The organism is Thalassovita litoralis, assembly GCF_900182725.1.
Lineage (GTDB): Bacteria > Pseudomonadota > Alphaproteobacteria > Rhodobacterales > Rhodobacteraceae > Thalassobius > Thalassobius litoralis.
This window is the reverse complement of the sequence record NZ_FXTO01000045.1, coordinates 1-23,945: the sequence shown is the minus strand read 5'-3', so window position 1 is coordinate 23,945 and position 23,945 is coordinate 1. Positions and strand designations below refer to the sequence as shown.

General features: G+C 61.6%; 22 protein-coding genes and 1 riboswitch. Of the genes, 8 read left to right on the top strand and 14 right to left on the bottom strand.

Annotated elements, in window-relative coordinates:
- The first annotated feature begins 436 nt into the window (after positions 1-436).
- Both FN828_RS19045 and FN828_RS19040 read left to right on the top strand, forming a co-directional pair.
- Entirely contained in the window at positions 437-1,555 is a 1,119-nt protein-coding gene (locus tag FN828_RS19045) for an amidohydrolase family protein (RefSeq protein WP_142494914.1), read from the top strand.
- Complete coding sequence (locus tag FN828_RS19040) at positions 1,512-2,699, top strand: cytochrome P450 (RefSeq protein WP_142494913.1); 1,188 nt, start codon at positions 1,512-1,514, stop codon at positions 2,697-2,699. Before FN828_RS19045 ends, FN828_RS19040 begins: the two co-directional genes overlap by 44 nt.
- A gap of 10 nt (positions 2,700-2,709) precedes the next feature.
- Here the strand turns inward: FN828_RS19040 and FN828_RS19035 are convergent, their stop codons facing one another.
- The 11 genes from FN828_RS19035 to thiD all read right to left on the bottom strand — a co-directional run bounded on the left by FN828_RS19035 (position 2,710) and on the right by thiD (position 13,077).
- Positions 2,710-5,475, bottom strand: a complete 2,766-nt coding sequence (locus FN828_RS19035; protein WP_142494912.1) for a non-ribosomal peptide synthetase — start codon at positions 5,473-5,475, stop codon at positions 2,710-2,712.
- A gap of 120 nt (positions 5,476-5,595) precedes the next feature.
- Positions 5,596-6,351: an ABC transporter permease gene (locus tag FN828_RS19030; RefSeq protein WP_408033819.1), complete on the bottom strand. Its 756-nt coding sequence runs from the start codon at positions 6,349-6,351 to the stop codon at positions 5,596-5,598.
- Complete coding sequence (locus tag FN828_RS19025) at positions 6,348-7,148, bottom strand: ABC transporter ATP-binding protein (protein ID WP_142494911.1); 801 nt, start codon at positions 7,146-7,148, stop codon at positions 6,348-6,350. The genes FN828_RS19030 and FN828_RS19025 overlap by 4 nt, the downstream gene beginning before the upstream one ends.
- Before the next feature lie 7 nt (positions 7,149-7,155).
- Entirely contained in the window at positions 7,156-7,827 is a 672-nt protein-coding gene (locus FN828_RS19020) for a TenA family protein (protein WP_142494910.1), read from the bottom strand.
- A complete protein-coding gene (locus tag FN828_RS19015; protein WP_142494909.1) occupies positions 7,824-8,762 on the bottom strand; it encodes an ABC transporter substrate-binding protein in 939 nt (312 codons plus the stop codon). The genes FN828_RS19020 and FN828_RS19015 overlap by 4 nt, the downstream gene beginning before the upstream one ends.
- A gap of 24 nt (positions 8,763-8,786) precedes the next feature.
- A complete protein-coding gene (locus tag FN828_RS19010; protein WP_235891536.1) occupies positions 8,787-9,776 on the bottom strand; it encodes a HesA/MoeB/ThiF family protein in 990 nt (329 codons plus the stop codon).
- Complete coding sequence (locus tag FN828_RS19005; RefSeq protein WP_142494907.1) at positions 9,755-10,351, bottom strand: thiamine phosphate synthase; 597 nt, start codon at positions 10,349-10,351, stop codon at positions 9,755-9,757. Before FN828_RS19005 ends, FN828_RS19010 begins: the two co-directional genes overlap by 22 nt.
- Entirely contained in the window at positions 10,348-11,121 is a 774-nt protein-coding gene (locus FN828_RS19000) for a thiazole synthase (protein WP_142494906.1), read from the bottom strand. Before FN828_RS19000 ends, FN828_RS19005 begins: the two co-directional genes overlap by 4 nt.
- 3 nt (positions 11,122-11,124) lie before the next feature.
- A complete protein-coding gene (thiS, locus tag FN828_RS18995) occupies positions 11,125-11,313 on the bottom strand; it encodes a sulfur carrier protein ThiS (RefSeq protein ID WP_408033818.1) in 189 nt (62 codons plus the stop codon).
- Positions 11,300-12,283, bottom strand: coding sequence for an FAD-dependent oxidoreductase (locus FN828_RS18990; protein ID WP_142494904.1), 984 nt, complete (start codon positions 12,281-12,283; stop codon positions 11,300-11,302). The genes thiS and FN828_RS18990 overlap by 14 nt, the downstream gene beginning before the upstream one ends.
- Positions 12,280-13,077: a bifunctional hydroxymethylpyrimidine kinase/phosphomethylpyrimidine kinase gene (gene thiD / locus FN828_RS18985; RefSeq protein WP_142494903.1), complete on the bottom strand. Its 798-nt coding sequence runs from the start codon at positions 13,075-13,077 to the stop codon at positions 12,280-12,282. The genes FN828_RS18990 and thiD overlap by 4 nt, the downstream gene beginning before the upstream one ends.
- Before the next feature lie 62 nt (positions 13,078-13,139).
- Positions 13,140-13,238: riboswitch (TPP riboswitch) on the bottom strand.
- Between the two features lie 311 nt (positions 13,239-13,549).
- Between thiD and FN828_RS18980 the strand changes: the two genes are divergently transcribed.
- Positions 13,550-14,251, top strand: coding sequence for a hypothetical protein (locus FN828_RS18980; RefSeq protein WP_142494902.1), 702 nt, complete (start codon positions 13,550-13,552; stop codon positions 14,249-14,251).
- Positions 14,251-14,934: a hypothetical protein gene (locus tag FN828_RS18975; protein ID WP_142494901.1), complete on the top strand. Its 684-nt coding sequence runs from the start codon at positions 14,251-14,253 to the stop codon at positions 14,932-14,934. Before FN828_RS18980 ends, FN828_RS18975 begins: the two co-directional genes overlap by 1 nt.
- Before the next feature lie 8 nt (positions 14,935-14,942).
- Here FN828_RS18975 and fliD read toward each other — a convergent pair whose 3' ends face one another.
- The 3 genes from fliD to FN828_RS18960 all read right to left on the bottom strand — a co-directional run bounded on the left by fliD (position 14,943) and on the right by FN828_RS18960 (position 18,526).
- Complete coding sequence (gene fliD / locus FN828_RS18970; RefSeq protein WP_142494900.1) at positions 14,943-16,571, bottom strand: flagellar filament capping protein FliD; 1,629 nt, start codon at positions 16,569-16,571, stop codon at positions 14,943-14,945.
- A 63-nt stretch (positions 16,572-16,634) separates the two neighbouring features.
- Positions 16,635-17,753 carry a flagellar motor protein MotB gene (locus FN828_RS18965; RefSeq protein WP_142494899.1) on the bottom strand — a complete coding sequence of 373 codons (1,119 nt, stop codon included), beginning with the start codon at positions 17,751-17,753 and terminating at the stop codon, positions 16,635-16,637.
- A gap of 11 nt (positions 17,754-17,764) precedes the next feature.
- Positions 17,765-18,526, bottom strand: a complete 762-nt coding sequence (locus tag FN828_RS18960) for a motility protein A (protein ID WP_142494898.1) — start codon at positions 18,524-18,526, stop codon at positions 17,765-17,767.
- Positions 18,527-18,748: 222 nt separating this feature from the next.
- Between FN828_RS18960 and FN828_RS18955 the strand changes: the two genes are divergently transcribed.
- From FN828_RS18955 to FN828_RS18940, 4 genes are all read left to right on the top strand, one after another.
- The gene (locus FN828_RS18955; protein ID WP_142494897.1) at positions 18,749-20,230 is read left to right on the top strand and encodes a flagellin N-terminal helical domain-containing protein; all 1,482 of its coding nucleotides are present in this window, start codon (positions 18,749-18,751) and stop codon (positions 20,228-20,230) included.
- Positions 20,231-20,414: 184 nt separating this feature from the next.
- Positions 20,415-21,737 (top strand): RNA polymerase factor sigma-54, encoded by a 1,323-nt coding sequence (gene rpoN, locus FN828_RS18950; RefSeq protein ID WP_142494896.1) that lies wholly within the window; start codon positions 20,415-20,417, stop codon positions 21,735-21,737.
- A 177-nt stretch (positions 21,738-21,914) separates the two neighbouring features.
- Positions 21,915-23,162 carry an Hsp70 family protein gene (locus FN828_RS18945; protein WP_142494895.1) on the top strand — a complete coding sequence of 416 codons (1,248 nt, stop codon included), beginning with the start codon at positions 21,915-21,917 and terminating at the stop codon, positions 23,160-23,162.
- Positions 23,163-23,279: 117 nt separating this feature from the next.
- Positions 23,280-23,828 (top strand): hypothetical protein, encoded by a 549-nt coding sequence (locus FN828_RS18940; RefSeq protein ID WP_142494894.1) that lies wholly within the window; start codon positions 23,280-23,282, stop codon positions 23,826-23,828.
- Positions 23,829-23,945 lie beyond the last annotated feature (117 nt).

The window sequence follows — 23,945 nt, the reverse complement described above, 5'->3', positions numbered from 1 at the left end:
AACACTCTAAAACGCACAAAACAACAGCAGAAACCACCAAATCAAAGCAAAGCAAATCGCCTCAGACGAAAATCAACACAAAACAGAACAGAATCGACCCTCTCATCCCTGTCCACCTGACAGACGCGGACCCCAAAGATCAGGCAATGGTCATAGGATTGCACCGTGGCGCCCCCGCAATTCGCGGAGTCCTTCGTTGTGGAGACTTCCCTGCTGCGTTTGCCGACATTGGAATCCGAACGCGCGCTTGGTGAAACCGGACGCAGCCATCTGCAAGAGGTCGAAGACCTGCGCGACTGGTCCGATGAACTGGAATAAGGCAACGCCCTACAAACCAGCCTGCTCACACGAAAATTTCCCGCTCCGGCTTTGCGAATGCACAGTTCTGGCCTATGATCGAAAGATCGCACTCAACCCCATTCGAGAAGAAGCCTATATGAAATCGCCATTTTACGACGATCTTGCGCAGCATATCGCGCAGCTTGGAGGGATGCATAACGCCCATATCCATCTGGACCGTGCCAATACCCTGTCAGATGGGTACGTGGATCATGGCCGGGTGCAGGTATTGGAAAGCTCTCATATCTCCTTACAGAAGAAACACGCGCTGATCCGCACCGTTCACGAAGGCCCGGCCTATGATACGCCCGATCTGGACCGGCGGGCGCGGGAAACGATTGACGTAATGATTGCTGCCAATACCCGTCTGGCCGATACGATGGTGGACACGACCGCCGACCGGGTGGGCACGAACGCGCTGTCGCAATTGATGGCACTGGCTGACGAAGTGCGCGACCGCATCCAAATCCGCTGCGCCGCCTATACCCCGCTGGGCTTCAAGGACAGCGAACCGGATCGCTGGCGTATTTTCGAGGACGGCGTGAAACTGGCTGATTTCATCGGCTCGCTGCCCGAAGCGGACGACCTCCCCGATTACCCGGATAATATCGGGTTCGAGGAACATTGCACCCGAATGTTGGATCTGGTCACACGCACCGGCAAGTTCCTGCATGTTCACACCGACCAGATCAATTCCCCCGGTGAAAACGGCACAGAACGCCTGATTCAGGTGATGCGCCGGGAAACCGGGCGGCTGGAGGATGCCAATGGCGATCCGTTGGTCTGGACCGTGCATATGATTTCGCCATCCACCTATGATGAACCGCGCTGGTCCCGTTTCGTGCAGGACATGCTGGAACTGAATATCGGCGTGATCTGTTGCCCGTCAGCGGCCATCGGGATGCGGCAATTGCGGGCGATTCCGACGCCGATGTACAATTCGATCCCACGGATTCTGGAACTGGCCGAAGCAGGCGTTCCGATCCGGCTGGGTTCGGACAATATCGCAGATATGTGTTCCCCTTCGACCACCGCCGACATGACCGAAGAAGTGTTCACCCTGTCCGCCGCGATCCGGTATTACCGCCCGGCCATTCTGGCGAAATTCGCCGCCGGAAAACCGCTGACCACCGAAGAACGCGCAATAATCCGCGAACATCTGGATCGAAACGATGAAGAAATGGCGAAGCTGGTTCGGCGGTTCGGCCCGAAATAACGCCCCCCGCCTGCCTGTCGATCTGGCCGATGCGGGCCTGTGGGCCGATCCCGCGCCGGTCTGGGCATGGTTACGGGATCATCAGCCTTTGGCGGAAACCGCTTCGGGCGGCTATGTGCTGACGCGCCATGCCGACATTCTGGATGCGTTCACCAATCCCGCGTTGGGCAATCAGCCCTCGCGGTTTTCGGTACTGGCGGCGCGAAACCGGGACAAAAGCACCGCCGCCGCGCTGACCGCACATATTCCGCCGTTTCAGGACAAGCCTGAACATGTGCCAACCCGGCAGGCGGTTTCTGCCGCCTTTCATCAGGTGTTCCGTGACGCTGCCGATTGGGTGCCGAATTTGGCACAGGATCGGGTCGCCGCACTGCGGGGGCAATCGTTCGATCTGGTTCGCGATCTGGCCCAGCCCTTTGCCTGTTCAGTCATGGCGCGGTTTGTTGGGCTGCCCGATGACCGACAGGCCATCAAACACGCCACCCAAGGTTTTTTCCACCTGTTCGCCCCGATCACTGATCGGGCGCAATTCGACGCCACCAATGCCGCGCTGGATCAGGCGCGTAGCTTTCTGTCTGCCACGCCCCCGCCCCCCGGCAGCCTGCTGGCTGCACTGACCGAAAGCGGGTTGCCGCCGCAGGCAGCACTGGATAACGCCTTGCTGGTGTTGGCCGACGGAGTGGAGAATATCGAGGCCGGGATCGCCACCGCGCTGGATTTAACCCTGACACATGCGGGGGACATTCCCCCCGACACCCCGATTGACGCCATCACCGAAGAAGCATTGCGTCTGGCCACGCCGGGGCAAATCATCCCTCGCGTGACCCGTGCGCCTGTTCGCCTGCATGGCATTGATCTGGGCGAAGGGGTGCCGGTTTTTCTGGCGCTTGGATCGGCCAATCTGGACCCTGCGGCGCATCCCGAAGCGGACCGTTTCAAACCGGGGCGCAGCGGTGAAACGCTGCTGATGTTTGGGCGTGGGCGGCATCGCTGCATCGGGGCGCAACTGGGGGTGTTGCAAATTTCATCCATGCTGGGCGCATTACGCACGGCAGGGGCTGTGCGGACCAATGCCGCGCCGCTGGTCTGTCAGGCCCGGTTCGGGCATCGCTGGGCCGGTCGCAATGCAGGTTGCCTTACCTAGACAGTAACCCTTAGCGCGTGTTCCGCCGCACCCAGACCAGCCGGAACCGACCAACACGCCAGCCCTTCATGAAATAGGCAAACCCGTCCTCCAGCATGGAGACTCGCAACAGGTACAGACCCGGCTTGTGCGGCACCAGCAGGCGCAATGTCAGATCACGGCTTTCACCTGGCTCTACGGCGCCCTGCATCCGCTGAATCGGTGGGCGCGGGCCGAAAACCCGGCGATACCACGGATAAAACGGCCCCCGGCGCAGCAGGCGCGGCCCGATGAACACACCAGACGCCCCGATCCCCGAAATATCATGCGGGGGCCAGATCACACCGCTGTCATTGCGCACCCGGATCGGCAAGGCCACCACCTGCCCCGTGCGCAGAATACGCGGCATCCGGCCGATCAGGCGAATATGCGCCTTCCATCTGGCCTGCCGGGCGGGTTGGTCGATGTCTTCGCGTTTTGGAAATCGGGGCGGGGTTTCGCCATCCAGATAGCGCCGGATCATATCAGCCACCGGACCGAATTTATCAGGCTCCAGCGCGTGTTCGTGATCTGCCGCGATGTGGTGCATCACCGCCCCGTGCGGATAGGCGTCATGCAAAAACCGGCCCGGCCGATCGAACCGGCTAAAAGGGGAAAACCAACGCGCATTGGTCCAGATCAACACCAATGGCGACGGCGTATGATAGGGAATTTCCCAATCCACCGCGATGAACAAATCGGCGCCGCGCCCCGCCTGTCGCAGCAATTCCGCCACGCGCTGCATGATCCCGGCCCCTTCGCAGAAACCGCCCAAGATCAACCGCCCGCTGGGCCGCAAATGTTGAATATCCTGCGCGATCAGTTGGGCAATCCGCGCCTCGCCCCTGATTTTGGCCATCCCGCCGCCCAGCAGCGAACGCAGAAAATAAATCGGACGCCCCTGCCCCAAGGTCTGTTCCAGCTCGTCCGTCATCTTGCGGTCATTGACACCAAAAAACACCGGCACCCCCGGCGCATCGCCATTGCGCAGTATCAGCAACCCACTGGGGCCAGCCCGTTCCCCCGGCCATGCCGATGTTGCAGCCATCACATAGCGTTCCGCCGCAGAGCGCCGTTTTTTGCGTGGCTGTGGCGCAGCGTCGATCCGGGCCACCAAATCACCGAATCGTGGCGCCTCGAACAACAGGTTCGGCGGTAGATCACGCGACAGGGCGCGCTCTAACGCCAGCAGGAATTCGGTAGCCGACAGGCTATCGCCACCATCGTCGAAAAAATCCCGGTCGGGGGCTGGCGTGTCCGTCCCCAATACCTTTGCCCAAACCCGCGCCACGGTCTGCGCGGTTCCTGACAAATGCGCCGCAGCGGTCGGGGACGCAATATCCCCGGCAGCCAATGCGCGCCGATCCACCTTGCCCGATCCCAGCCGGGGCATTTGCGCCACGATACGCACCTGACGGGGGCGCTCGAACTCTGCCAATTCACCGGCCAGATGCGCCAAAACAGCCGCTTCGCTCAGCCCCGCACCGGACACCGCCAACCCAACCTGTTCGCCCAGTGTTTTATGCGGCACAGCAAAAGCCACCGCCTCGGCCACGCCGGGCAGACGTAGGGCGGCACGTTCAACGGTCAGCGGGGAAATCTTTTCACCGCCGCGATTGATGATCTCTTTCAGGCGTCCGGTCAGGAACAGATAGCCCTGCGCGTCCATCCGCCCCAAATCCCCGGTGCGCAACCATTCGCCATAACGAGGGGTTTCGCTGCCTTCATATCCTTCGGTGACACAGGGACCACGCACACACACCTCGCCCTCGGGCGCGGGCTGGCCCTGCGGGTCCAGAATGGCGATGTCGGCCCCAGCGGCACACCCCACCGATCCCGGCACGCGCTGCCCCGGTGGGCGTGGGTTGGTAGCGATCTGCCCCGCCGTTTCTGTCATCCCGTACATTTGAATCAGCGGGGTGTTCGCAAAAAACGCCTCCGCGCGGGCCTGCAAATCGGGGGATAGATCGGCGGAAACCATGCGGATGAATCCCAGCCTTTGCCCCATGTGCCGGGCCTGATCCGGGGTCAGGTCCAGCAGACAGCGCGACAGCATGGTTGGCACCAGTTGCACCCATGTCCCACCACGCTGTATCACCGCATCATGCAGCGCAGTGGGGGATTTATCCGCACTGGCACAGACCGACCCGCCCGCCAGCAACGGGGCCAGCAGCAGATCGACCAAGGCCCCCACATGAAAAACCGGCAGCGCCGAAACCGCGCGGTCTTCTGGGCCAAGCGCCAACGCCTGCGCGATATGGTGGGCCGAGCGGAGCAATTGATCCGCCCGCAATGGCACACGCTTGGGCGTTCCCGTCGACCCCGAGGTTGTCAGCACAAGCCCCGGCGCAAACCGGGGCGTTCCGGGCAAATCCGGGGCCACAGGCATCGCGCCCCCCAGCACGATCACGGGCAGGGACAATTGCGCCGCCAGCGCCCGGTGCGGTGCATCACACAAAACCAGACCGGCCCCCGCCGCACGCAAAATATCGCGCAATTCCGCCGGGGTCAGCGCCGGGTTCAATGGCAGGACCGACGCCACCTGCGTCAGGCCAAGGATCAGGCTGGCCGCGCTCAGACTGTCCTGCATCACGATACCAACCCGCCGCCCGGACAACCCCAATGCGCGGGCCTGTTGTGCCACCTCTTGCGCCTGTTCGGCAAATGCGGCGGCGCTGACAGTGGTGCCGTCAGCCTCGATCAGGGCCGGGGTGTCGCCGCGCGCGGCAAGCTGTTGTAAAAACCTGTCCCAATCCATGCCAATGATCCGAATAATGTCACTTAAAAAGCCGGGCCTGTGATCGCACCCCCGCCCAGTATAGTCAACAAAGCCACGTGCAGCAGTCCCTCGTCCGGAAAACAGCAGGGGTTTCCGGTATCAAGCCCCGTACCGCTGCAACATGCGCCGCAATCCGGCGCCAACCGCCCAATGTAACGCCAATGTCAGCAGCGCCAGAACGATCAGTGCGGCAAACATCAGATCGGTTTTGGCACGGCCATTGGCCAATAGCATCAAATACCCCAGCCCCCTGCTGGCCCCCACCCATTCACCGATGATCGCCCCAATCGGGGCATAAACCGCCGCCAGTTTCACCCCCGACGCAAAACCGGGCAAAGCGGCAGGCACCCGAATATGCCACAACACCCGCAACGGCGACGCCCCCATCACCCGCGCCAGTTCCAGCCAACCGGGATGGGTCCGCGTCAACGCATCCAGAAAACTGGCGGTGACTGGGAAATAGATGATGATCAGCGCCATCGCGATTTTCGATCCCATCCCATAGCCGAACCACAGCGTCAGGATCGGGGCTAGCGCAAAAACCGGCACAGCCTGCGTAAACACCAAAATCGGCTGCACCAGACGCCGCGCCAAAGCCGACGCCGCCAACCCGATCGCAGATACCCCGCCCAACGCCGCCCCCAGCATCAACCCCGCCAGAACCTCGGTCAGCGTCACCAGCGCATGTTCAGCAATCAGCGCCCGACTATGCCAAAGCGTCTGCGCCACAGCCGCCGGTCCCGGCAGAATAAACCGGGGCAAGTCCCCCAGCCAGACCGCCGCCTGCCATAACGATAGCGCCAAAACAACCGGGGCCACGCCCAACAGCCCCCGCATCCAAACCGCCCGTGTCATCGCCGCCCCCGTGGCAATCCCGCACCCGGTTCTTTCTTGGGAAAAATATCCCGGGGAGCGCGAGGGGCAGCGCCCCTCGTTCCCGCCCCTGCCACAGGAACGGCCCCCAGATGGGTCAGCAGCCGCGCCTGCGCCGCCAACACCGCCGCATCCCCCACCGGGCGGGGAATAGGGCCGTCGGGGGGCGGCACCTCCTGCAACCCGTCTTCGGTCAGGATGAACAGCACATGGCCCAGACGCGCCGCCTCGGCCGGATCATGTGTCACCAACAGCACGGTGCGCCCGGTCAGCAATTCGACGGTCAAATCCTGCATCTGCGCCCGCGTCCGGGCGTCCAGCGCCGAAAACGGTTCGTCCAACAGAACCACCGGGCGATCCTCGGTCAGGGTCCGGGCCAAGGCCACGCGCTGACGCTGTCCGCCGGATAAATCGCCGGGGCGATCCCCAGCCCGGTCCGCCAACCCGACGCGTTCCAACACCTGCAAAGCCGCCCCCCCGTCCACCGCCTGCCCGCGCAGGCGTGCGCCAAGCGTCACGTTGTCCAGCACCGACAACCACGGCAGCAGCAAATCATCCTGCGCCATCAACGCCACCTGCCCCGCGCCCGACAACGCACCGTCAAATGCGATCCCGTCGCCCAGCCCGGCAAACAGCCGCAGGATGGTGGATTTCCCCACCCCGCTTGGTCCCAACAGGCAGGTCCAGCACCCGGCGGGGGCGTTTAGTGACAGGGGGCCGAAAACCAGACGTCCGGCGATGTGGGCAGTGCCGTGCAAGGCAAGCGCGGGGGCGTTCATCGGGCCATCATGGGGTCAGGCCCATATCCCAAAATCCCACCTCCAGCCGGGTGGCCGTGGTAAAGCGCTTACACAGACCCGGCCAGCGTGGCGTGGTGGCCGGGCTATCGCCCAGTCGCGCCATGGTCGCGCTGTCGATCAAGCCGCCAACGGCGTGGCATAACGCCTGATAATCGGCCCCACCATAGGTAGCGATCCAGTCGGCATAAGGACCGTCGCCCCCGTGCGCCAGCAGATGCGCCCCGATTTCCCCGTATCCCAACACACAAGGCGCCAGCGCCGCCAGCAGGTCCAGAAAATCACCCGCATGGCCCGCATCCAGTACATAGCGCGTATAGGCCAGATTTTCCGCCCGTTCCTCGGCCCGGAACAGGGTGTCTTCGGACAGACCCGCCGCCGCGCAGATGCCGATATGCAAGGGCAGCTCGTCATGGATCAGCGCGTGAACCGTGGCGGCGCAGTGGCGCATTTCCTGCACCGTATCCGCCTTGGTCACGGCCAGCGCCCATGCGCGGGAAAACTGGATCAGGAACAGGTAATCCTGCACCAGATAATGCAGGAAGGCCGCACGCGGCAGGCTGCCATTGCCCAACGCCTGCACAAAACGGTGTTGGGTATAGGCGGGCCAATGTGGCCCCGCCGCCGCCCGCCATTGCGGGAAAATCTGCCCATAGCTCATTCCGGGGATCCCAGATCCACGCCCAGTTGCGTCACCGGACGGGTGCCTTCGATCAGCCCGGCCTGTGCCAAAAACGCCTCGAACCCGGCATAGCGCCCGATGTCCAGCGCCGCCGGGCGCAGCGCAAAGCGCGGGATCGTGTCGGCCCATGCCATTTCATTCAAATCATCCTGCAATTCCGGGGATGTCGCAGAAAACACCTCCCAGCTTTGTTGCGGATGGTTGACGATATACTGTGTCGCCAATTCCGTCGCCCGCAGGAACCGGCCCAGCATGTCGCGGTCCATCCGGTCGGGATTGGCGACATAGATCAGTTCGTCATAGGTCGGCACGCCTTCTTCCTCGGGATAGAAACAGCGGCCTTCGATGCCTTCGATTTTCATCTGGTTCAGTTCAAAATTGCGAAACGCCCCCAGCACCGCATCCACCTGCCCTGACATCAGGGACGGGGACAGCGACCAGTTCACATTGACCAGCTCAATATCTGACATCGTTAAACCGTGTTTGCCCAGCATCGCGCCCAACAGGGCTTGTTCCACCCCGGCGACGGAAAACCCGACCTTGCGACCTTTCAGATCCGCGATCCGCTGCACCTGGCCATCCTTTAATGTCAGCAGGCAATTCAACGGCGTGGCGACCAGCGTCCCCACACGCACCAGCGGCAGGCCTTCGGCGATGGCCAGATGCAAATGCGGCTGATAGGAAATCGCCAGATCGGCCTGCCCCGCCGCCACCAGTTTCGGCGGGTCGGACGGATCGGCGGGGGCAACGATGGTCACGTCCAGCCCCTGATCGGCAAAAAATCCCTTTTCCTGCGCCACGATGATCGGGCCGTGATCGGGGTTCACGAACCAATCCAGCAGCACGGTCATTTTATCCTGCGCCAATGCCGGGGTGGCCAGCAGCATCGCAGCCCCAAAGATCAGGTGTTTCATGTTTCGCGTCTCCTGTTGAATATATCAGTCACCCAGCGCCAGCAGGGCAATTTCGCCCCCCCAGCCCGGTGCCATGCGGTCCGCCGCCTGCCAGGCCCGCAATCCGGACCGGCAGGCAAAAACCAACCGCTGTGCGGTGCCGGGCAGCGCCGCGCCGGGGAAATCCGTAACGGAATGGCGCTGCGCCTGTGGCAAGGATGGGCCGGGTTCCGCCGGGTCGCGCAGGTCAATCAGATAATCGCCACTGCGCAGGTTATTTTGCGTGATAAACGGCAAAGCGTGGTCAGGTTCGGGCGCGCGGTCAAAGCGGAACCCACCAAAGCGCAATCCCAGCCCGGTGCAGCGAATCAATTGACCAAGCGGACTGGGCGCGGCGTGGTCCAGTCCGGCCAGCACCGCCAGCGCCATCTGCGCCTGAAGCGCCCCAATCACCCCCACCAGCGGCCCCAGCACGCCATCGGCATCGCAACTGCCCAGATGTTGCGGCAGGTCTGGAAACACCGCCCGCAGGCTGGGCGCTGTCCCGCAAAACCCGCCGCAATACCCTTCGGTCCCAACGACAGAGGCGCTGATTAATGGCAGCCCCGCCGCCAGACACAGGTCCGAGGCAATGTAGCTGGCGGCAAAACTGTCGGCGCAATCCAGCACCAGATCGACACCCGCGCACAGGTCCGGTGCCGTGGCGGGATCGAACCGCGCCTGAACCGGATCAATCTGCACATCAGGGTTCAGGGCAAGCATCTGGCGGGCGGCAGCACTGGCCTTGGGCTGGCCCAGATCATCGTGCCGAAACAGGGTTTGCCTGTGCAGATTGCTCAGTTCAACCACATCGGGATCGACCAGCCGCACCCGGCCCAGCCCCGCCCCCACCAGATATTGCAGCACCGGCGCGGCCAGCCCCCCGGCCCCGATCACCAGCACATGCGCGGCCCGTAACCGGGCCTGCCCCTGCGGGCCAAACTCCGGCACCGCGATCTGGCGGGCATAGCGGCTCATGCCACGGCCTCCAGCCATTCGTTGATCCGATCCTCGGGGGCGGGGTGCAGGGTGATGTCGGTGACGGCTGACACGATATCAGCCCCCGCCGCAAAAGCCCCCGCCGCGCGATCCACCGACATGCCACCAATCGCCACCAGCGGAATATCCCCGATCAGGCGTTTCCATTCCGTCAGCTTTTCCAGCCCTTGCTGGTGCCATTTCATTTTCTTCAGGATCGTCGGATAAACCGGCCCCAGCGCCACATAATCGGGGTCCAGCCCCAAGGCGCGGTCCAGTTCCGCGTGGTCATGGGTGGAAATGCCCAGCTTCACCCCGGCGGCACGAATGGCGGGCAGATCGGCCTCGTCCAGATCCTCTTGTCCCAGATGCAGCCAGTCACACCCCAGATCAATCGCCAGCTCCCAATAGTCATTGACCACCAACACCGCGCCATGTGCATCGCACAGCACCTTGGCCTGCGCGATGTGCTGGCGCAATTCGTGTTCGGGGCGGTCCTTGATCCGCAATTGCACCAGCTTCACCCCCAGCGGCAACGCCCGGTGCAACCACGCCACATCGTCGAAGATCGGATAAAACGGGTGCAACGTCATGACAGCACCGCCTGCCCCAACAGCGGGGTCGATGGCGCGGCCATGTCGCGTGGTTCCATCGGGTCCGCATCGCGGGCCAACGCCCCCGCCTGTACCGCCAGTGCAAAGGCTTCGGCCATTGCTGCGGGATCGCCCGCCTTGGCCACAGCCGTATTCAGCAACACCGCGTCAAAGCCCATTTCCATCGCCTGCGCCGCCTGTGACGGCAGGCCCAGCCCCGCGTCGATCACCATCGGCACATCGGGAAAATGCGCCCGCAGACTGCGCAGGCCGTATACGTTGTTCAGCCCCCGCCCGGTGCCGATGGGGGCGCCCCACGGCATCAACACCTGACAGCCAACATCCAGCAAGCGGTCACACAGAACCAAATCTTCGGTGCAATAGGGAAACACCTGAAACCCGTCTTCCGTCAGGATTTGCGCGGCTTCGACCAACCCAAACGGGTCGGGTTGCAGCGTGTCGGCATGGCCGATCACCTCTAGCTTGATCCAACGCGTATCGAACAATTCCCGCGCCATATGGGCCGTTGTCACCGCTTCGCGCACGGAATGGCACCCGGCGGTGTTGGGCAGAACCGCAACGCCCAGATCCCGGATCAAATCCCAAAAATCCGCCCCGGCACGGTCACCGCCTGCCTCGCGCCGGATGGAAACGGTGGCAATGCCTGCGCCCGACCGGCGAAACGCCTGTGCCAGAATGGACGGTGACGGATATTGTGCGGTCCCCAGCATCATCCGCGACGACAGGTCAGTTCCGTAAAATACTGGCATCCGTCAGCCCCCCTGCCGGGCGGACAGGATTTCCACCCGATCCCCCGGTTCCAGCACGCAATCGGCACGGGCGGCGGCGGGAACGAAATCTTCGTTCACCGCCGTGGCCAGTTTGGCATCGCCATGCCCCAGCTCAATCAGCAAATCGGCCAATGTGCGGCCCTGCATCTGCTGCGCTTCACCGTTCACCATGATTTTCATCCATCACCTCGGGGGTTTTGCCGTCCAGCAGCCAATCGCCCACCATCCGCGCCAAGGCGGGGGCCAGCAAATAACCATGCCGGAACAGTCCGTTCACATAAATTCGCCCGTTCCGCTGCCGGATACGCGGCAGATTGTCGGCAAAGGCCGGGCGGGCATCGACACCGATTTCCAGCAGCTCTGCCTCGGCAAAAGCGGGGTGCAGGGCATAGGCGGCATTCAACAATTCCATCACCGACCGGACCGAGGCCCGGCCCCGTTCGCCGCTTTCGATCTGGGTGGCCCCTAGCATGAACACGCCATCGTCGCGCGGCACGATATACAGCGGAAACCGCGGATGCAGCAGACGCACCGGGCGCGACAGGGCAATATCGGGCGTGCGCAGGATCACCATTTCGCCCTTGACCCCGCGCAGGTCCGGCAGGCTGTCACGCGCCGCCAGCCCCCGGCAATCAATCACCGTTCCCTGTGTTGGCCCATCGGGCAGGAACCGCACACCCCGTTCCAGCAACCGCCCCCGCAGGTCCAGCAGGGTTTGACGCGGGTTCAAATGCGATTCCGCCTGCATATGCAGGGCGCGGGGGAAGCGTTCGGCCAAATGCGGCTCCAGCGCGGCCAGCCCGTCGCGATCCAGCAAAGTGTGATTTTCCGTGCGACGGGCGAAACGGTCCAGTTCCTGCCGATCACGCCCCAACGCCAGCACCAGCGACCCGTTCCAAGTCACCGCCGCCCCCTGTGCCTGCCACCACGCTGCGGCCTGACGGCCCAGCCGGACCACGGGTTCTTCGGCGGTTTCGCCTTCGCAATCAGGGGCCAGCATTCCGCCCGCCCACCACGAACACCCCTGAGGGCCGGGGCCGGTGTCCGGGTCAATCACGGTGACGCGGCACCCGCGCCCCGACAGTTCCGCAGCAACGCATAGCCCCGCCACACCGCTGCCCAGAATGGTTATCTCGGTCATGTCCACACCTCATGAAAATGATGCACCGGGCCGTGACCGTGGCCCACCTGCAAGCAATCTGCGGCCAGAATTGCGCCATGCAGCCAGCCATGCGCGGATTGCACCGCATCCGCCAATGGCCGCCCCTGCGCCAACCCCGCCGCAATGGCCGAGGACAGCGAACAGCCGGTGCCATGCGTGTTTCGGGTGACGACACGGGCCGCGCGATAGGGGCGCGCCCCCTGCGCTTCCATCAACCAATCGGTACAAACAGCCCCGGCCGCATGGCCGCCCTTCATCAGCACCGCCGCAGCCCCCAGTTCCCGCAGCGCCTGCCCCTGTGCCAACATCGCCGCGTCATCTGTCGCCTCGGGCAGACCCAACAGGCGGGCAGCTTCGGGCAGGTTCGGAGTCAGTACCGTGGCGCGGGGCAGCAGCAGGTCACGCAGGGCGGTTATCGCCGCATCCTCCAGCAGGGTCGCACCGGATTTGGCGATCATCACCGGGTCCAGCACGACAGGGCCGGAATACCCCGCAAGCGCCTGCGCCACGCATTCGGTGACGGCGGCGCTGCCCAACATGCCGATCTTAATCGCCCGCACGTCCAGATCATCCAGCACCGCACCGATCTGGGCGGCGATTACGGTTGTGGGGATTGGATGCACCGCCGTGACGGCGCGGGTATTTTGGGCCGTCACCGCCGTGATCACACTGGCGCCGTACACCCCCAGCGCGGACATAGATTTCAGATCGGCCTGAATGCCAGCCCCGCCGCCACTATCCGATCCGGCGATTGTCAAAGCGATGGAAACCACGGTTTCACGTCCTTCGGTCCAATGGTTGGACCGGGTGCGCGAACCAGAGTCGGGGCGGAATACGCGCCCGAAATTCTGTTCCCTCCGCCGGTCCTAACCAGTTCAGGTTCAATGGGTTCGCATTCGCATCTCAGCCCCTAGGGGCACCCCAACAGATTGCTTAATGGCGTACACCCAAGTCTAAGCTGGCGTCAAATGGGAAAGTGGCGGGTGGATGAAATTGGAAATTTCAAATCATGAAAATTATTTTTTATCAGATTGATAGGCATTGAAATTTATTCAAAACATAAAGCACACACCTTACCAACCCGCACAAAAACACACAGCAAACGCCCGGATCGACGGATCAATTTTACCGTCAGTGATTCCGCACCCTGCCGCTGAACCCACTTTCGGGGAACCAGCCCCAACTTGGCATAAACCCTGCATGAGGCGGATATCGAACCCGTCCCAGCTCCAGCAGGAATTGACCATGAACGCACCATCCAACGATCTTGAAAACAGTGTCCAGTTGGCATTGGAAGCTGCCGCCGCCGCGAATGATGCCACGGATGACATGGCCGGTGTGTGCATGGATACTAAAGCGGCAGCGGCCCGGTTGGATCAGTTTACGACGATGATGAAACCGCTGTTTCTGGGCATAGCACTGGGCATGGTGGTGTCGGTTTTGCTGGGGGCGATGATTTACCTGCGCACCCTGTCGGAAATGCGTGACGTGACTGCCACCCAGATCGAAGCCCTGTCCCGCTTCACGTCTTCGGTTGGCAAGGTCGAAGAACAGATGACAACCTTGCAGGACGTGCAAAACCGGCTGGATCAGCTTGAAACCACGCAAGCGCAAGCCATGACCCAGATGCAAACCGCCTTGAGCGCCGAGTTGACCAATATCGCAACCGGCCTGACAGCCCAGACCGCCGGGACACCCGACGAACAAATGCTGTCTCAAATGCTGGGCAGCCTGTCGAAAGCCATACAGGATAATCACAAGACCACACAGGAAACGGTGATCTCGGGCCTGTCTGATTTGCAACTTGCGCTGACCCGGATGCTGGCCAACAGGCCGGTTGAAAACGTACAGGCGCAACCGCGAGCCACACCGTCAGGGTCCACAGCCAAGCCCGTGCGCAAAACCTCTGCGCCTGTGGTCGCGCCAAACCCGTTCAAATATCCCTGATGCCTGCGCCGGACATACATCGTTCTGATGCAGCGCATACGCTGGCTTTGGGGTCAGTCAACGCGCGGGGACGGGCGCTGGGATTGCAGCCCGAAGACAGGCTGATCGCAATCGGTGAAACCCGGTTCGCGGGCGACACCACAAACCTGTCCGCGCGGTTCCACGGCCCGTCCCCCCGGCCCCAAGTGCTGTGGTTTCAGCGCGATGGGGCTGTTTGGCCAGTCCAAAGCCAGACAGCACACCTTGGGCGCTGGCGTCAAATCCCCATGTCCGAGGATGATATTCCGGGCGATTTCAGAGGAAAGGCGCTGCAAAACTGGAGCGTCGTCGTCGATGCAGACGGACGATATGACGCCCTGCCGCAACACCCGACAGCACTGGCGTTTCTGGTGCCGTTTCACCTGATACGTATGCGGCTTTGGGGGGCGCTGCTGCTATGGTTGGCGCTTTGTGCCTTGTCGGTTCCTTTGGGCTGGATGGCCGGGCTGCCCCTGCAAGCCCTGATCTGGCTGTATTTCTGGCGATCGTCCCCCGGACTGGCACACGAGGATCGTATCGCACGGGGGTTCAGGCCGTGGCGTGTGGTAGCTGCACATAACGAAACCGATTTACATCGCCGGATGGCCGCGCTTGCACCCACCCTGCGGTTTATCCATTCGGCGGTGCCGCCACCAAACGGCTAAGCGCCCCGTCAATCGCTGGAATTCCAAGCGTCAATCAGGTTGGTCAGATAATCCCCAGTCGAATTAAGCTGCGTCACAACCCGCTCCATTTCCGTGAAACGGGCAAGATAGCGGGCGCGCACATCCTCGGCGCGGCGATCCAGCGCCGCAAGCGCATCAGCGTCCGCCGCCAACCCGTCTTGTTCCGCAGCTTCACGTTGCGCCAATGCAGCATCACTGGCCAGAACGTCGCCCAGATAGGTCATCAGGCTGCTTGTCAGGCTGGGAGCCGCCGTAAGGGTCGCAATCTCTACATCCGGCCCGGCAAAGATCCTGACCCCGCTCATCGGTCCCGAGGTGACGCCGTACACCCAACGACCGTCGTCCTGCATGGTTCCGAACAACGGCACCCCATCCAGCAGGGCCGCGCCAGTTTCGGGATTGCGGATGAGCGTGAATTCACCCCCGCTTGGGATATAGCTGCCGGTTGCGATCAGTTCGACATCAGCCGTGCTGCCCAGATCATCCAAAATCAGCGGATCAAGCAACGCAGGATTTTCCGTCAGCGCATCGGTAAAGACAGCCTCATTCAGCGTCAGGGTGCCATCCCGTTCTGTCAGGATACCCAGATCGGCCAGATGCACACCCCCGGTACCATAGCCCTGCCCCAGCAATGCCTCCATACCCTGCATGATCGTGTCGGCCAAACTGTCCCCCGCAAGTTCCCCAGCCGTGGTGCCACTGCCATAGCCGCGTGCTGTCAGGCTTTCGACAAGGGATTTGGTGGCATTGACCATCTCGACAAAGCTTTGCATGACCGCCAGCGCCCCTTCGGTATTCGGGGTTGCGCGCAGGGTGGCCGGGGTCGAGGTTGTGGCGGTCAGGGTCAGCGTCACGCCGGGCAGCAGATCATCAATCACGTTCGTCGGGCGCGTCACCGCAATGCCGTTCAGGCGTAGGTGTGCATCCTGCCCGGCCTGAACCTGCACGGTTTCGGGACCGTTGCTGAAATCGAATGCCGCCAACGCGTCGCTGGCCCCGGCAGCCACACTGAAACGCAGCGCATTCGCGGCCCCCGGTTCAGCAATCACGCCCAATGCAAAACTTCCGTCGCCCACATCAATGACGCGGGCCGAAACGCCTTCGACCCCGGACAGGGCTTCGGCCAGATCGCTCAGGGTGCTGTCCTCTGTAAATCGCAGCGTGGTGGCGGCGGTATCGCCCTCGGTAAAAACAGATGGCGTTTCATCGGACCAACGCCCAAAGGACACAGTCAGGGTTCCGGCTCCAATCGGGGTGTCGGCGGCGGCGTAGCCTTCGTATTTCAGGACTTGCGCCTGCGCCAGACTGTCGACGGCAAGCGTGGCATCCTGCATATCCAACGCCTGCGCATCGGTCAGGCTGACCGCGACCGCGCTGGTATCGCTGGCAAGGGTGCGGGGGGACAGGCCTTGCATCAGGGTCAGCGCCTCGGACAGGGTTTCTGCCTGCGTGCGCAGCCGCTCATAGCCGGAAACACGCAATTCAGCCGCGTCGATCCGGTCATTGATCAGCGACTTGCGCGGATCAATTTCCGCCGCTGTCAGGGTTTCGGTCAGGTCCGTAATATTCAACCCGGACCCACCGGTGTTCAGGGAACTGAGGATATCAATCGGCATGGGCAGGCACCTCTTGCATCTGGATAACGGCGCAGGACGCAGCGATGTTAGCGGTCCGGCGCTTTAATATGTGATCTCGATCTCGATCCGCCGGTTCTGTTCCCGGCCCTGCGCGGTGGTATTGTCATCAACCGGCATGGTTTCCCCCCGGCTGATCGCCGTCAGCCGATCCGCCGCAATCAGCCCCGTACCAGAAAGCTCACGCACGACCGACGACGCCCGTGCCGCCGCCAGCCCCCAGTTATCCCGGTAAGCCGAGGCCACAGACAAAGGCACGGAATCCGTATGCCCCGTAACCACAATGTTGCTGGCCTCATTCATGGCCGCAAAGGCAAGGCGGGACATGACATCGCGGGCCTCCTCTGTCAGGTCCGCATCCCCCGAAGGAAACGCCCCACCCGCGCCGATTGTCACGAAAACGCGGTCCTCGCGTTGCTCGACCGTTACCAATCCCTGTGACACTTCGCGGCGCAGCGCCACCCGCAACTGGGCTTCGGCCAGCGCGGCACTGCGTTCGGCCTTGCCTTCGGTGATCTGGGTTTCGGCCCGTTCCGCCTGTTGCCTTGATGCCTCGGCCAGCTCGGACAAGTCCCCTGTCAGCCCTTTCAGGGCAACGTCATCTGTGGGCAGGCCGGTTGCCTGTTGGGCCTGTTGCAGGGCTTCGGATGCCTGCGCCAGCTTTTGCGACAGAGGTTCGGGGGTATCCTGATCAAAGGTCATCACCACCTGCCCGTCCTGTGTTTCCACCTGAATCTGCCCTTGTTGCACGGCCTCTTGAATGGCCTCGGCCAATTCGCGGGCGGCCTGTTGCTCGGGCGTATCTTGGTCCGTGGTCCTGATCTTGGGCTGCTCGATCTGGGTGGTATCCTGGCGCAACTCTTGCGTGATGGCCGGTTCAGGCGAAGGGCTGAAGTCCAGCTTCAACACCGTTGTGCCCAGCGGTTGTTCAACAACCGGCACCTCGCGCTGTACGCCAAAGGATTTCTTCAAAGACCCGGCCACCATCTTGAACTTGGGCTGGTTGAATTCCGCAAAGGACAGGATCAACACGAAAAACGCCATCAGCAGCGTCGCAATATCGGCGAAGGTGGCCATCCATGCGGGCGACCCGACAGGCGGGCATTTCGGGCACTCCTCTTGCGGGGGGTCTTCGACGGGCGCGGGAACGGGGCTACGGCTCATGGTGGAACCCCTCAGGCCGCCAGTAGCTTGGCTTGCAGCTTGGGCGGCATAACGGCCACCATCTGTTCCTGCACGTTCCGCCCGGTTTCACCGCGCGTAATGTTGCGCAACCCGGCAAGGACCATTTCGCGATACACGGTTTCAGCGGCGCTGTAGCTTTCCAGTTTCGACAGGATCGGCCCGAACAGCACATTAGCGATAAATGCCCCGTAAAGCGTGGTCAGCAAGGCCACCGCCATCGCCGGGCCAATTGCCTTGGGGTCGGCCATGTTACCCAGCATTTGCACAAGGCCGATCAGGGTTCCGATCATTCCCATCGCCGGGGCGATGTCGATCCAGCCCCGCACGGCATCATGGATCAGACCATGCCGCGTTTTCATGGCCGAGATTTCCTCGCTCAGTTGCTTAACCAGCTTCGCCTCGTCCGCGCCATCCACCAGCATTTGCAATCCCTTGGAAAAAAACGCATCAGGCACGTCCTGATTTTCCAGCGCCATCAACCCATTTTTGCGGGCCAGATCGGACAGTTCGACCATGCGGGCAATCAGGTCTTCCTTACTGGCGGCCTTGGGGGCGAAAACCTTGGCCATCGCGCCGAAACTGCCCAGAAAGACAGGCATGGTGCAACGATACATGACGGCGAAAAACGTCCCGCCGAACACGATCAAAATGGACGGTATATCAACGAACGGCCCCAGCCCGCCCGCCGCGATCATCGAACCGATGACCATCGCAACCGCGCCAATCAATCCGATAAGTGAGGCGATATCCAAACCAAGTCTCCCTGCATTCTGTGTCACGCGGCAAAAGCCGACAGTTGCAACAGGATCAGCAAGAACCGTACCAACCGGAAGTTCTGAAATTCCCACAAAATAAATTATTATAAAACATATACTTATTCATAATTCCGCAGGACGGCGCTAAACAAATTTCCACCCTGTCGTTTCCTTGATCAAGCGCTGGCCAGCGTATCAATTCCATTCAGGAGACTTACGATGACGACCATCAACACCAACATCGGTGCCATCACGGCACAGGCCAACATGGCACGCGTCAACGAAGACATGAACACCGCCATGAACCGGCTGTCCTCGGGGTTGCGGATCAACGCGGCCAAGGACGACGCGGCAGGCATGGCCATCGCCGAGAAGATGACCTCGCAGATCACCGGCCTGAATCAGGCGGTTCGCAATGCCACCGACGGCAAGAACCTGCTGGACACCACCGAAGGCGCGCATGTCGAAGTGTCGAACATGCTGCAACGTCTGCGGGAACTGGCGGTTCAATCGTCGAACGACACCAACACCTCTGCCGACCGGAACAATCTGGGCGCCGAGGCCAAGCAGTTGATCACCGAAATCAACCGGGTCGCAAAGGATACCACCTTCAACGGGATGAATGTTCTGAACGGTTCGTTCTCGGACAAGCAGTTCCAGATCGGGGCTGACTCGGGTCAGGTTTTGAACATCAGCGTGGACAGCGCCGCCGCCACCGACATCGGATCGAATACCCTGAAATCGAACGTGTCTCTGGCAGCCGGGGCCGCCGTAACGGACACCGGGATCGCAGCAGCGACCACGCTGAACATCACAGGTTTCGCCGGGAGCGCCGAACTGACCACATCGGCGGGACAATCGGCGCAGGAAATGGCCACCGCGATCAATCAGGTCAGTGCCTCGACCGGGGTGACAGCATCCGCCACGACCAATGTCGAACTGTCCGGGTTTTCCGCAGCGGACACCGTGACCTTTGATGTGAATGGCGTGAATATCGGCACCGTCGCCATTTCCGATACCAGCGACCTGCGCGGGATTGCGGACGCGATCAACAACCAGTCGGGCCGAACCGGCGTGACCGCGAAAATGGGCGATGACAACGCGACAATCGTTCTGACCGATGCGGCGGGCGGGGATATTCTGATCGGGGATTTCACCACCGGCGGCGGCACAACCACCATGAACGCCACCGCGCTGAACGGCGATGGCACCGCTGCGGGTTCGACCGCCGGGGTTCATACCGCAACGCTGGATGACACAACCAACAACGACGTGGCGATCAGCGGCCAAGTCGAACTGACCTCGACCAAATCGTTCTCGGTTGGCACCGATGTCACCACCGCTGGCGAAGTTTTCTTTGAATCCGCCGCCAACACCTCGGATCTGAACTCGGTCGCGGAAATCGACCTGACCACACAGGAAGGTGCCGCCGAAGCCCTGAAAGTCATCGACGTGGCCCTGCAAAAGATCAGCCAGGCCCGGTCTGATCTGGGTGCCGTGTCGAACCGTCTGGACAGCACGATTTCCAACCTGACCAACATTACCGTGAACGTCGAAGCCGCACGTTCGGGGGTGATGGATGCCGATTTCGCCAAGGAATCATCTGAAATGGCACGGGCCAAAATTCTGGCTCAGGCGGGTACGGCAATGCTTGCCCAAGCCAATAAAACGTCTGAAAACGTACTAAGCTTGCTGCGTTAACCGACGAACATTCGACACTATCGGAAGAACTCTTTGGCTATCCTTAGGGTCCTTCTTTTTTCGTCAATCACTTGCATCGGTACTTTTGCATAGTCGGATTTTCGACACCCCGTTTGTCGGTCTCCAATGCTTTCCTCTCTGATCCTTGCGGCGCAAACCGCGCCCAGATGGTCGGAGTTTTTAAATGAATATTCAGCTTTTCCAACGGAATGCACAGCAACAGACTTTGGTGATGACGCAGCAAATGCAGCAGGCGATTGCGTTGCTGCAACTGTCCAACACGGACCTGCAAAGCTATATCGACAAAGAGGCCGAGGAAAATCCATACATCGCGCTGGATCACGCCCCGCGCCCGCTGCCCAGCCTGCCGTATTCGGGAACCGCAAGCACCGAATGGGACGATCCCGCCAGCCGCCTGAGCAACGGGCCGCTATCGCTATATGCGCATGTCGCTGCGCAATTCGACCTGATGTTCGCGGACCCCACCGACCGTTTCGTTGCTGACCGCTTCCTAGAGGCGCTGGACCCAAGCGGTTGGTTGGGCGAGCCGCTGGACGTTATTGCCGCCGATTGCCACATGACCCAGCCCGAAGCTCAGGACATGCTGCGCCGGGTGCAGGATGTGGAACCGGCCGGGCTGTTCGCCCGCGATCTGGCCGAATGTCTGGCCCTGCAAGCCGAGGATCGCGGAATGATGACCCCTGTATTTCGGTGCCTGCTGGATCACCTGCAACGGCTTGCGGCGGCAGACCTGAACGGGCTGACCCGCGTGTGTCAGTGTTCAATGGAAAAATTGCGCGATGCCCTGAAACAGTTGCGAAGCCTGAATCCCAAACCCGGTGCAGATTTCGTTCAGGAAACAACCCTCGAACGTGAACCCGATCTGATCGTGACCCGAGGGAAAACCGGCTGGCAGGTGGAATTGAACCGCTCAACCCTGCCGTCTGTCCAGATTGACGAACCGCGCGCAGTTCATAATGGTCGCAACCCCGCGTCACATGATTACGTGACCGAACGCCTGAATGTTGCCCGCTGGCTACGCCGCGCGGTCGATCACCGCAATCAGACGACCTTGGCGGTCGGCGTGGAAATCATGCGCCGTCAAATCGGGTTTCTGGACCACGGCCCAGCCCATCTTGCGCCGATGACACTGGCGGATGTGGCGCAGGCGATTGGCGTCCATGAAAGCACAGTCAGCCGCGTCACCACCGGCCTGCTGATGGCAACCCCCCAAGGCACATTTGCGCTGAAACGATTCTTTAGCGCGTCCTTTCCCAACGACGCCGACAGCGAAAACCCATCTTCGGCGGCGGCAGTGCGGTATCAGGTGCAAAAACTGATCGACGCCGAAGACCCCGCCGCACCGCTAAGCGACGACGCCATTGCACATACCATTTCATCGGGCGGGCCGGTGCTGGCCCGGCGGACCGTTGCGAAATACCGCGACATGCTGGGGATTCCGTCGTCATTTGCACGGCGGCGACAGGGCAAGCTAAAGGCCGCCTGACCCTGCTGGGGTTTCGGGCTTGCCCTATGCCCGGCCATGTTCGCCCGATATGAACGCTTTGGGCGTTGCAAGCCGGAACAAATCAAAGCGAAACCCGGCCTGTGGGATGGCTGATCCCTTGCGGATCAGCCTGCTGTCCGATAGCCACGTCTTTCGTTTGCAACAAGGACACACCCCATGACCGCACCTGTGCTTGCAATGGATTTCGGCACCTCGAATTCCGCCGTGGCGATTCTGGTCGATGGCAAGGTGCAACGCCTGCCAGTCGAAGCTGACGCCGATAGCCTGCCCACCGCCGTTTTCCTGCCCGCAGATGGTGGCCCGATGCGCATAGGTCACGCGGCACAAACCGCGCTGACCGATGGCGAAGAGGGGCGATATATGCGCGCCCTGAAGTCTGTTCTTGGCACATCGCTGTTTCACGAAGAACGGATGATCGCCGGACGCCGCCGGAGTATCGCAGGCATTGTCACTGCCCTTCTGTCACAGGTGAAAGCGCAGGCAGAACAGACCGCAGGCACCCGTTTTGACCGGGTTCTTTCGGGCCGTCCCGTGCATTTCCATTCCGCCGACAGCCAGCGCGATGCCCGCGCCGAGGCCGATTTGTGCGCGTGCTATCAGGCTGCGGGATTTCAGGACGTCGGCTTTCTGCCCGAACCTGAAGCTGCGGCCTTGGCCACTGGCGGCACCGCGCAGCAGGCAGAAACGCGGCTTATCGTGGACATTGGCGGCGGTACATCGGATTTTTCGGTCGTGCGCATAGGCGCGAACGGGATGGAAATCGTTGCAAGCCACGGTATCCGGCTGGGCGGTACAGATTTCGATCAGGCGATTTCCATGTCGCACGCGATGCCGTTGCTGGGCCTTGGTGGCGAATTACGCCGCACCTTCGGCGAAGGGCTTCTGCCTGTGCCACGCGCGCTTTATGCCGATCTTGCGACATGGGCGATGATCCCGTTTCTGTATACCCGCGACACCGAAAAGACGGTGGCAGACCTTGTGCGCCATGCGGTGAACCCTGCCCCGCTGTTGCGGCTGGCGGATGTCATCGAACGCCGTCTGGGGCATGACATCGCCTTTGCGGTCGAAAAAGGCAAAATCGCCGCCAATTCAAACCAACCCGGCGCCTGCATCGACCTTGGTATCCTTGAACCGGGCCTGAGCAGCAAAATCACATCTGGCATGATGAACGCCGCACTTACATCCGCACGCGAAAAGCTGCGTGCGGCGCTTTATGAAACCTTCCTCCATGCCCGCATTCCACCGTCCGAAATCGAGAGCGTCATTCTGGTTGGCGGGTCCAGCCTGATGTCATTGGTTTCCGATGAAGCCCTTGCCGTGTGTCCCGCCGCCCGCATCGTCCGCGCCGATGCCTTCACCGCCGTGGTCGACGGTCTGGCCCTTGCGACAAAAAGCATGGGATAATCCAGCCTGCCCCGATTGATATGGCCCACAGGGGTCACATTGAACACCCCTGACTAAGTTTTTCTCTGATCCTGTCGTTTAGGCATTCATACACAACGCCAGACCAAAGGCAGGATCATGCAACAGCCCGCTTCGATGACAGATATTCCCCCCGCCGCAACGGGCACTCCCCGCCGTCGCAGCCCCAGTCACGGCCACAGTTGCAGGGCGCAGGCCCCTTTTGCGCGGCTGGTGATCGGTGACGGGCATTACGAAGTGGCCCACGCTAACAGCGATCTGCCCTTGCTGGCCTTTCGGCTGCACGGCCAGATGGAATGGACTGCACTGGACCGACAGATTGCAGATGGATGGGTTGAAATCGCCGCCGATATTCTGCTGCTGGATGCGGATGTCATATATGACTTCCTGACCACTCATGCCGTGCGCCTGACAGATACCGATTACCCCGAGGAAATGCAGTTCAACACCTTGGGCCTTCATTGGTCCGCCCGCCTGACCGCCAGCCGCACAGGCGAAGTACGCTTCGGGTCTGGCACATGGCGTCACGCCAATCTGGGGCTGCGCGCCCCGACAGATCGTCGCGCCTGTGCGATTTTGCTGCTATTAGCGTGTTTTCCTGATGCACGCGAACGATTTGAACCGCATATTAGGCTCAGGACCCATTAATCGGCTTGAGATCGCATTGGTCGCATGCTTCAAATCCCCAAACTTTCAGGGGGTATCATGAGCAATCTATTTTGGCTGACCGACGAACAGATGGCGCGGCTGCGACCGTTCTTTCCC

Excerpts from the sequence above, each read along its gene's own strand:
- FN828_RS19045 (WP_142494914.1), top strand. The coding sequence starts at position 437 with ATGAAATCGCCATTTTACGACGATCTTGCGCAGCATATCGCGCAGCTT.
- FN828_RS19040 (WP_142494913.1), top strand. The coding sequence starts at position 1,512 with ATGAAGAAATGGCGAAGCTGGTTCGGCGGTTCGGCCCGAAATAACGCC.
- FN828_RS19035 (WP_142494912.1), bottom strand. The coding sequence starts at position 5,475 with ATGGATTGGGACAGGTTTTTACAACAGCTTGCCGCGCGCGGCGACACC.
- FN828_RS19030 (WP_408033819.1), bottom strand. The coding sequence starts at position 6,351 with ATGACACGGGCGGTTTGGATGCGGGGGCTGTTGGGCGTGGCCCCGGTT.
- FN828_RS19025 (WP_142494911.1), bottom strand. The coding sequence starts at position 7,148 with ATGAACGCCCCCGCGCTTGCCTTGCACGGCACTGCCCACATCGCCGGA.
- FN828_RS19020 (WP_142494910.1), bottom strand. The coding sequence starts at position 7,827 with ATGAGCTATGGGCAGATTTTCCCGCAATGGCGGGCGGCGGCGGGGCCA.
- FN828_RS19015 (WP_142494909.1), bottom strand. The coding sequence starts at position 8,762 with ATGAAACACCTGATCTTTGGGGCTGCGATGCTGCTGGCCACCCCGGCA.
- FN828_RS19010 (WP_235891536.1), bottom strand. The coding sequence starts at position 9,776 with ATGGCTGGAGGCCGTGGCATGAGCCGCTATGCCCGCCAGATCGCGGTG.
- FN828_RS19005 (WP_142494907.1), bottom strand. The coding sequence starts at position 10,351 with ATGACGTTGCACCCGTTTTATCCGATCTTCGACGATGTGGCGTGGTTG.
- FN828_RS19000 (WP_142494906.1), bottom strand. The coding sequence starts at position 11,121 with ATGCCAGTATTTTACGGAACTGACCTGTCGTCGCGGATGATGCTGGGG.
- thiS (WP_408033818.1), bottom strand. The coding sequence starts at position 11,313 with ATGGTGAACGGTGAAGCGCAGCAGATGCAGGGCCGCACATTGGCCGAT.
- FN828_RS18990 (WP_142494904.1), bottom strand. The coding sequence starts at position 12,283 with ATGACCGAGATAACCATTCTGGGCAGCGGTGTGGCGGGGCTATGCGTT.
- FN828_RS18980 (WP_142494902.1), top strand. The coding sequence starts at position 13,550 with ATGAACGCACCATCCAACGATCTTGAAAACAGTGTCCAGTTGGCATTG.
- FN828_RS18975 (WP_142494901.1), top strand. The coding sequence starts at position 14,251 with ATGCCTGCGCCGGACATACATCGTTCTGATGCAGCGCATACGCTGGCT.
- fliD (WP_142494900.1), bottom strand. The coding sequence starts at position 16,571 with ATGCCGATTGATATCCTCAGTTCCCTGAACACCGGTGGGTCCGGGTTG.
- FN828_RS18965 (WP_142494899.1), bottom strand. The coding sequence starts at position 17,753 with ATGAGCCGTAGCCCCGTTCCCGCGCCCGTCGAAGACCCCCCGCAAGAG.
- FN828_RS18955 (WP_142494897.1), top strand. The coding sequence starts at position 18,749 with ATGACGACCATCAACACCAACATCGGTGCCATCACGGCACAGGCCAAC.
- rpoN (WP_142494896.1), top strand. The coding sequence starts at position 20,415 with ATGAATATTCAGCTTTTCCAACGGAATGCACAGCAACAGACTTTGGTG.
- FN828_RS18945 (WP_142494895.1), top strand. The coding sequence starts at position 21,915 with ATGACCGCACCTGTGCTTGCAATGGATTTCGGCACCTCGAATTCCGCC.
- FN828_RS18940 (WP_142494894.1), top strand. The coding sequence starts at position 23,280 with ATGCAACAGCCCGCTTCGATGACAGATATTCCCCCCGCCGCAACGGGC.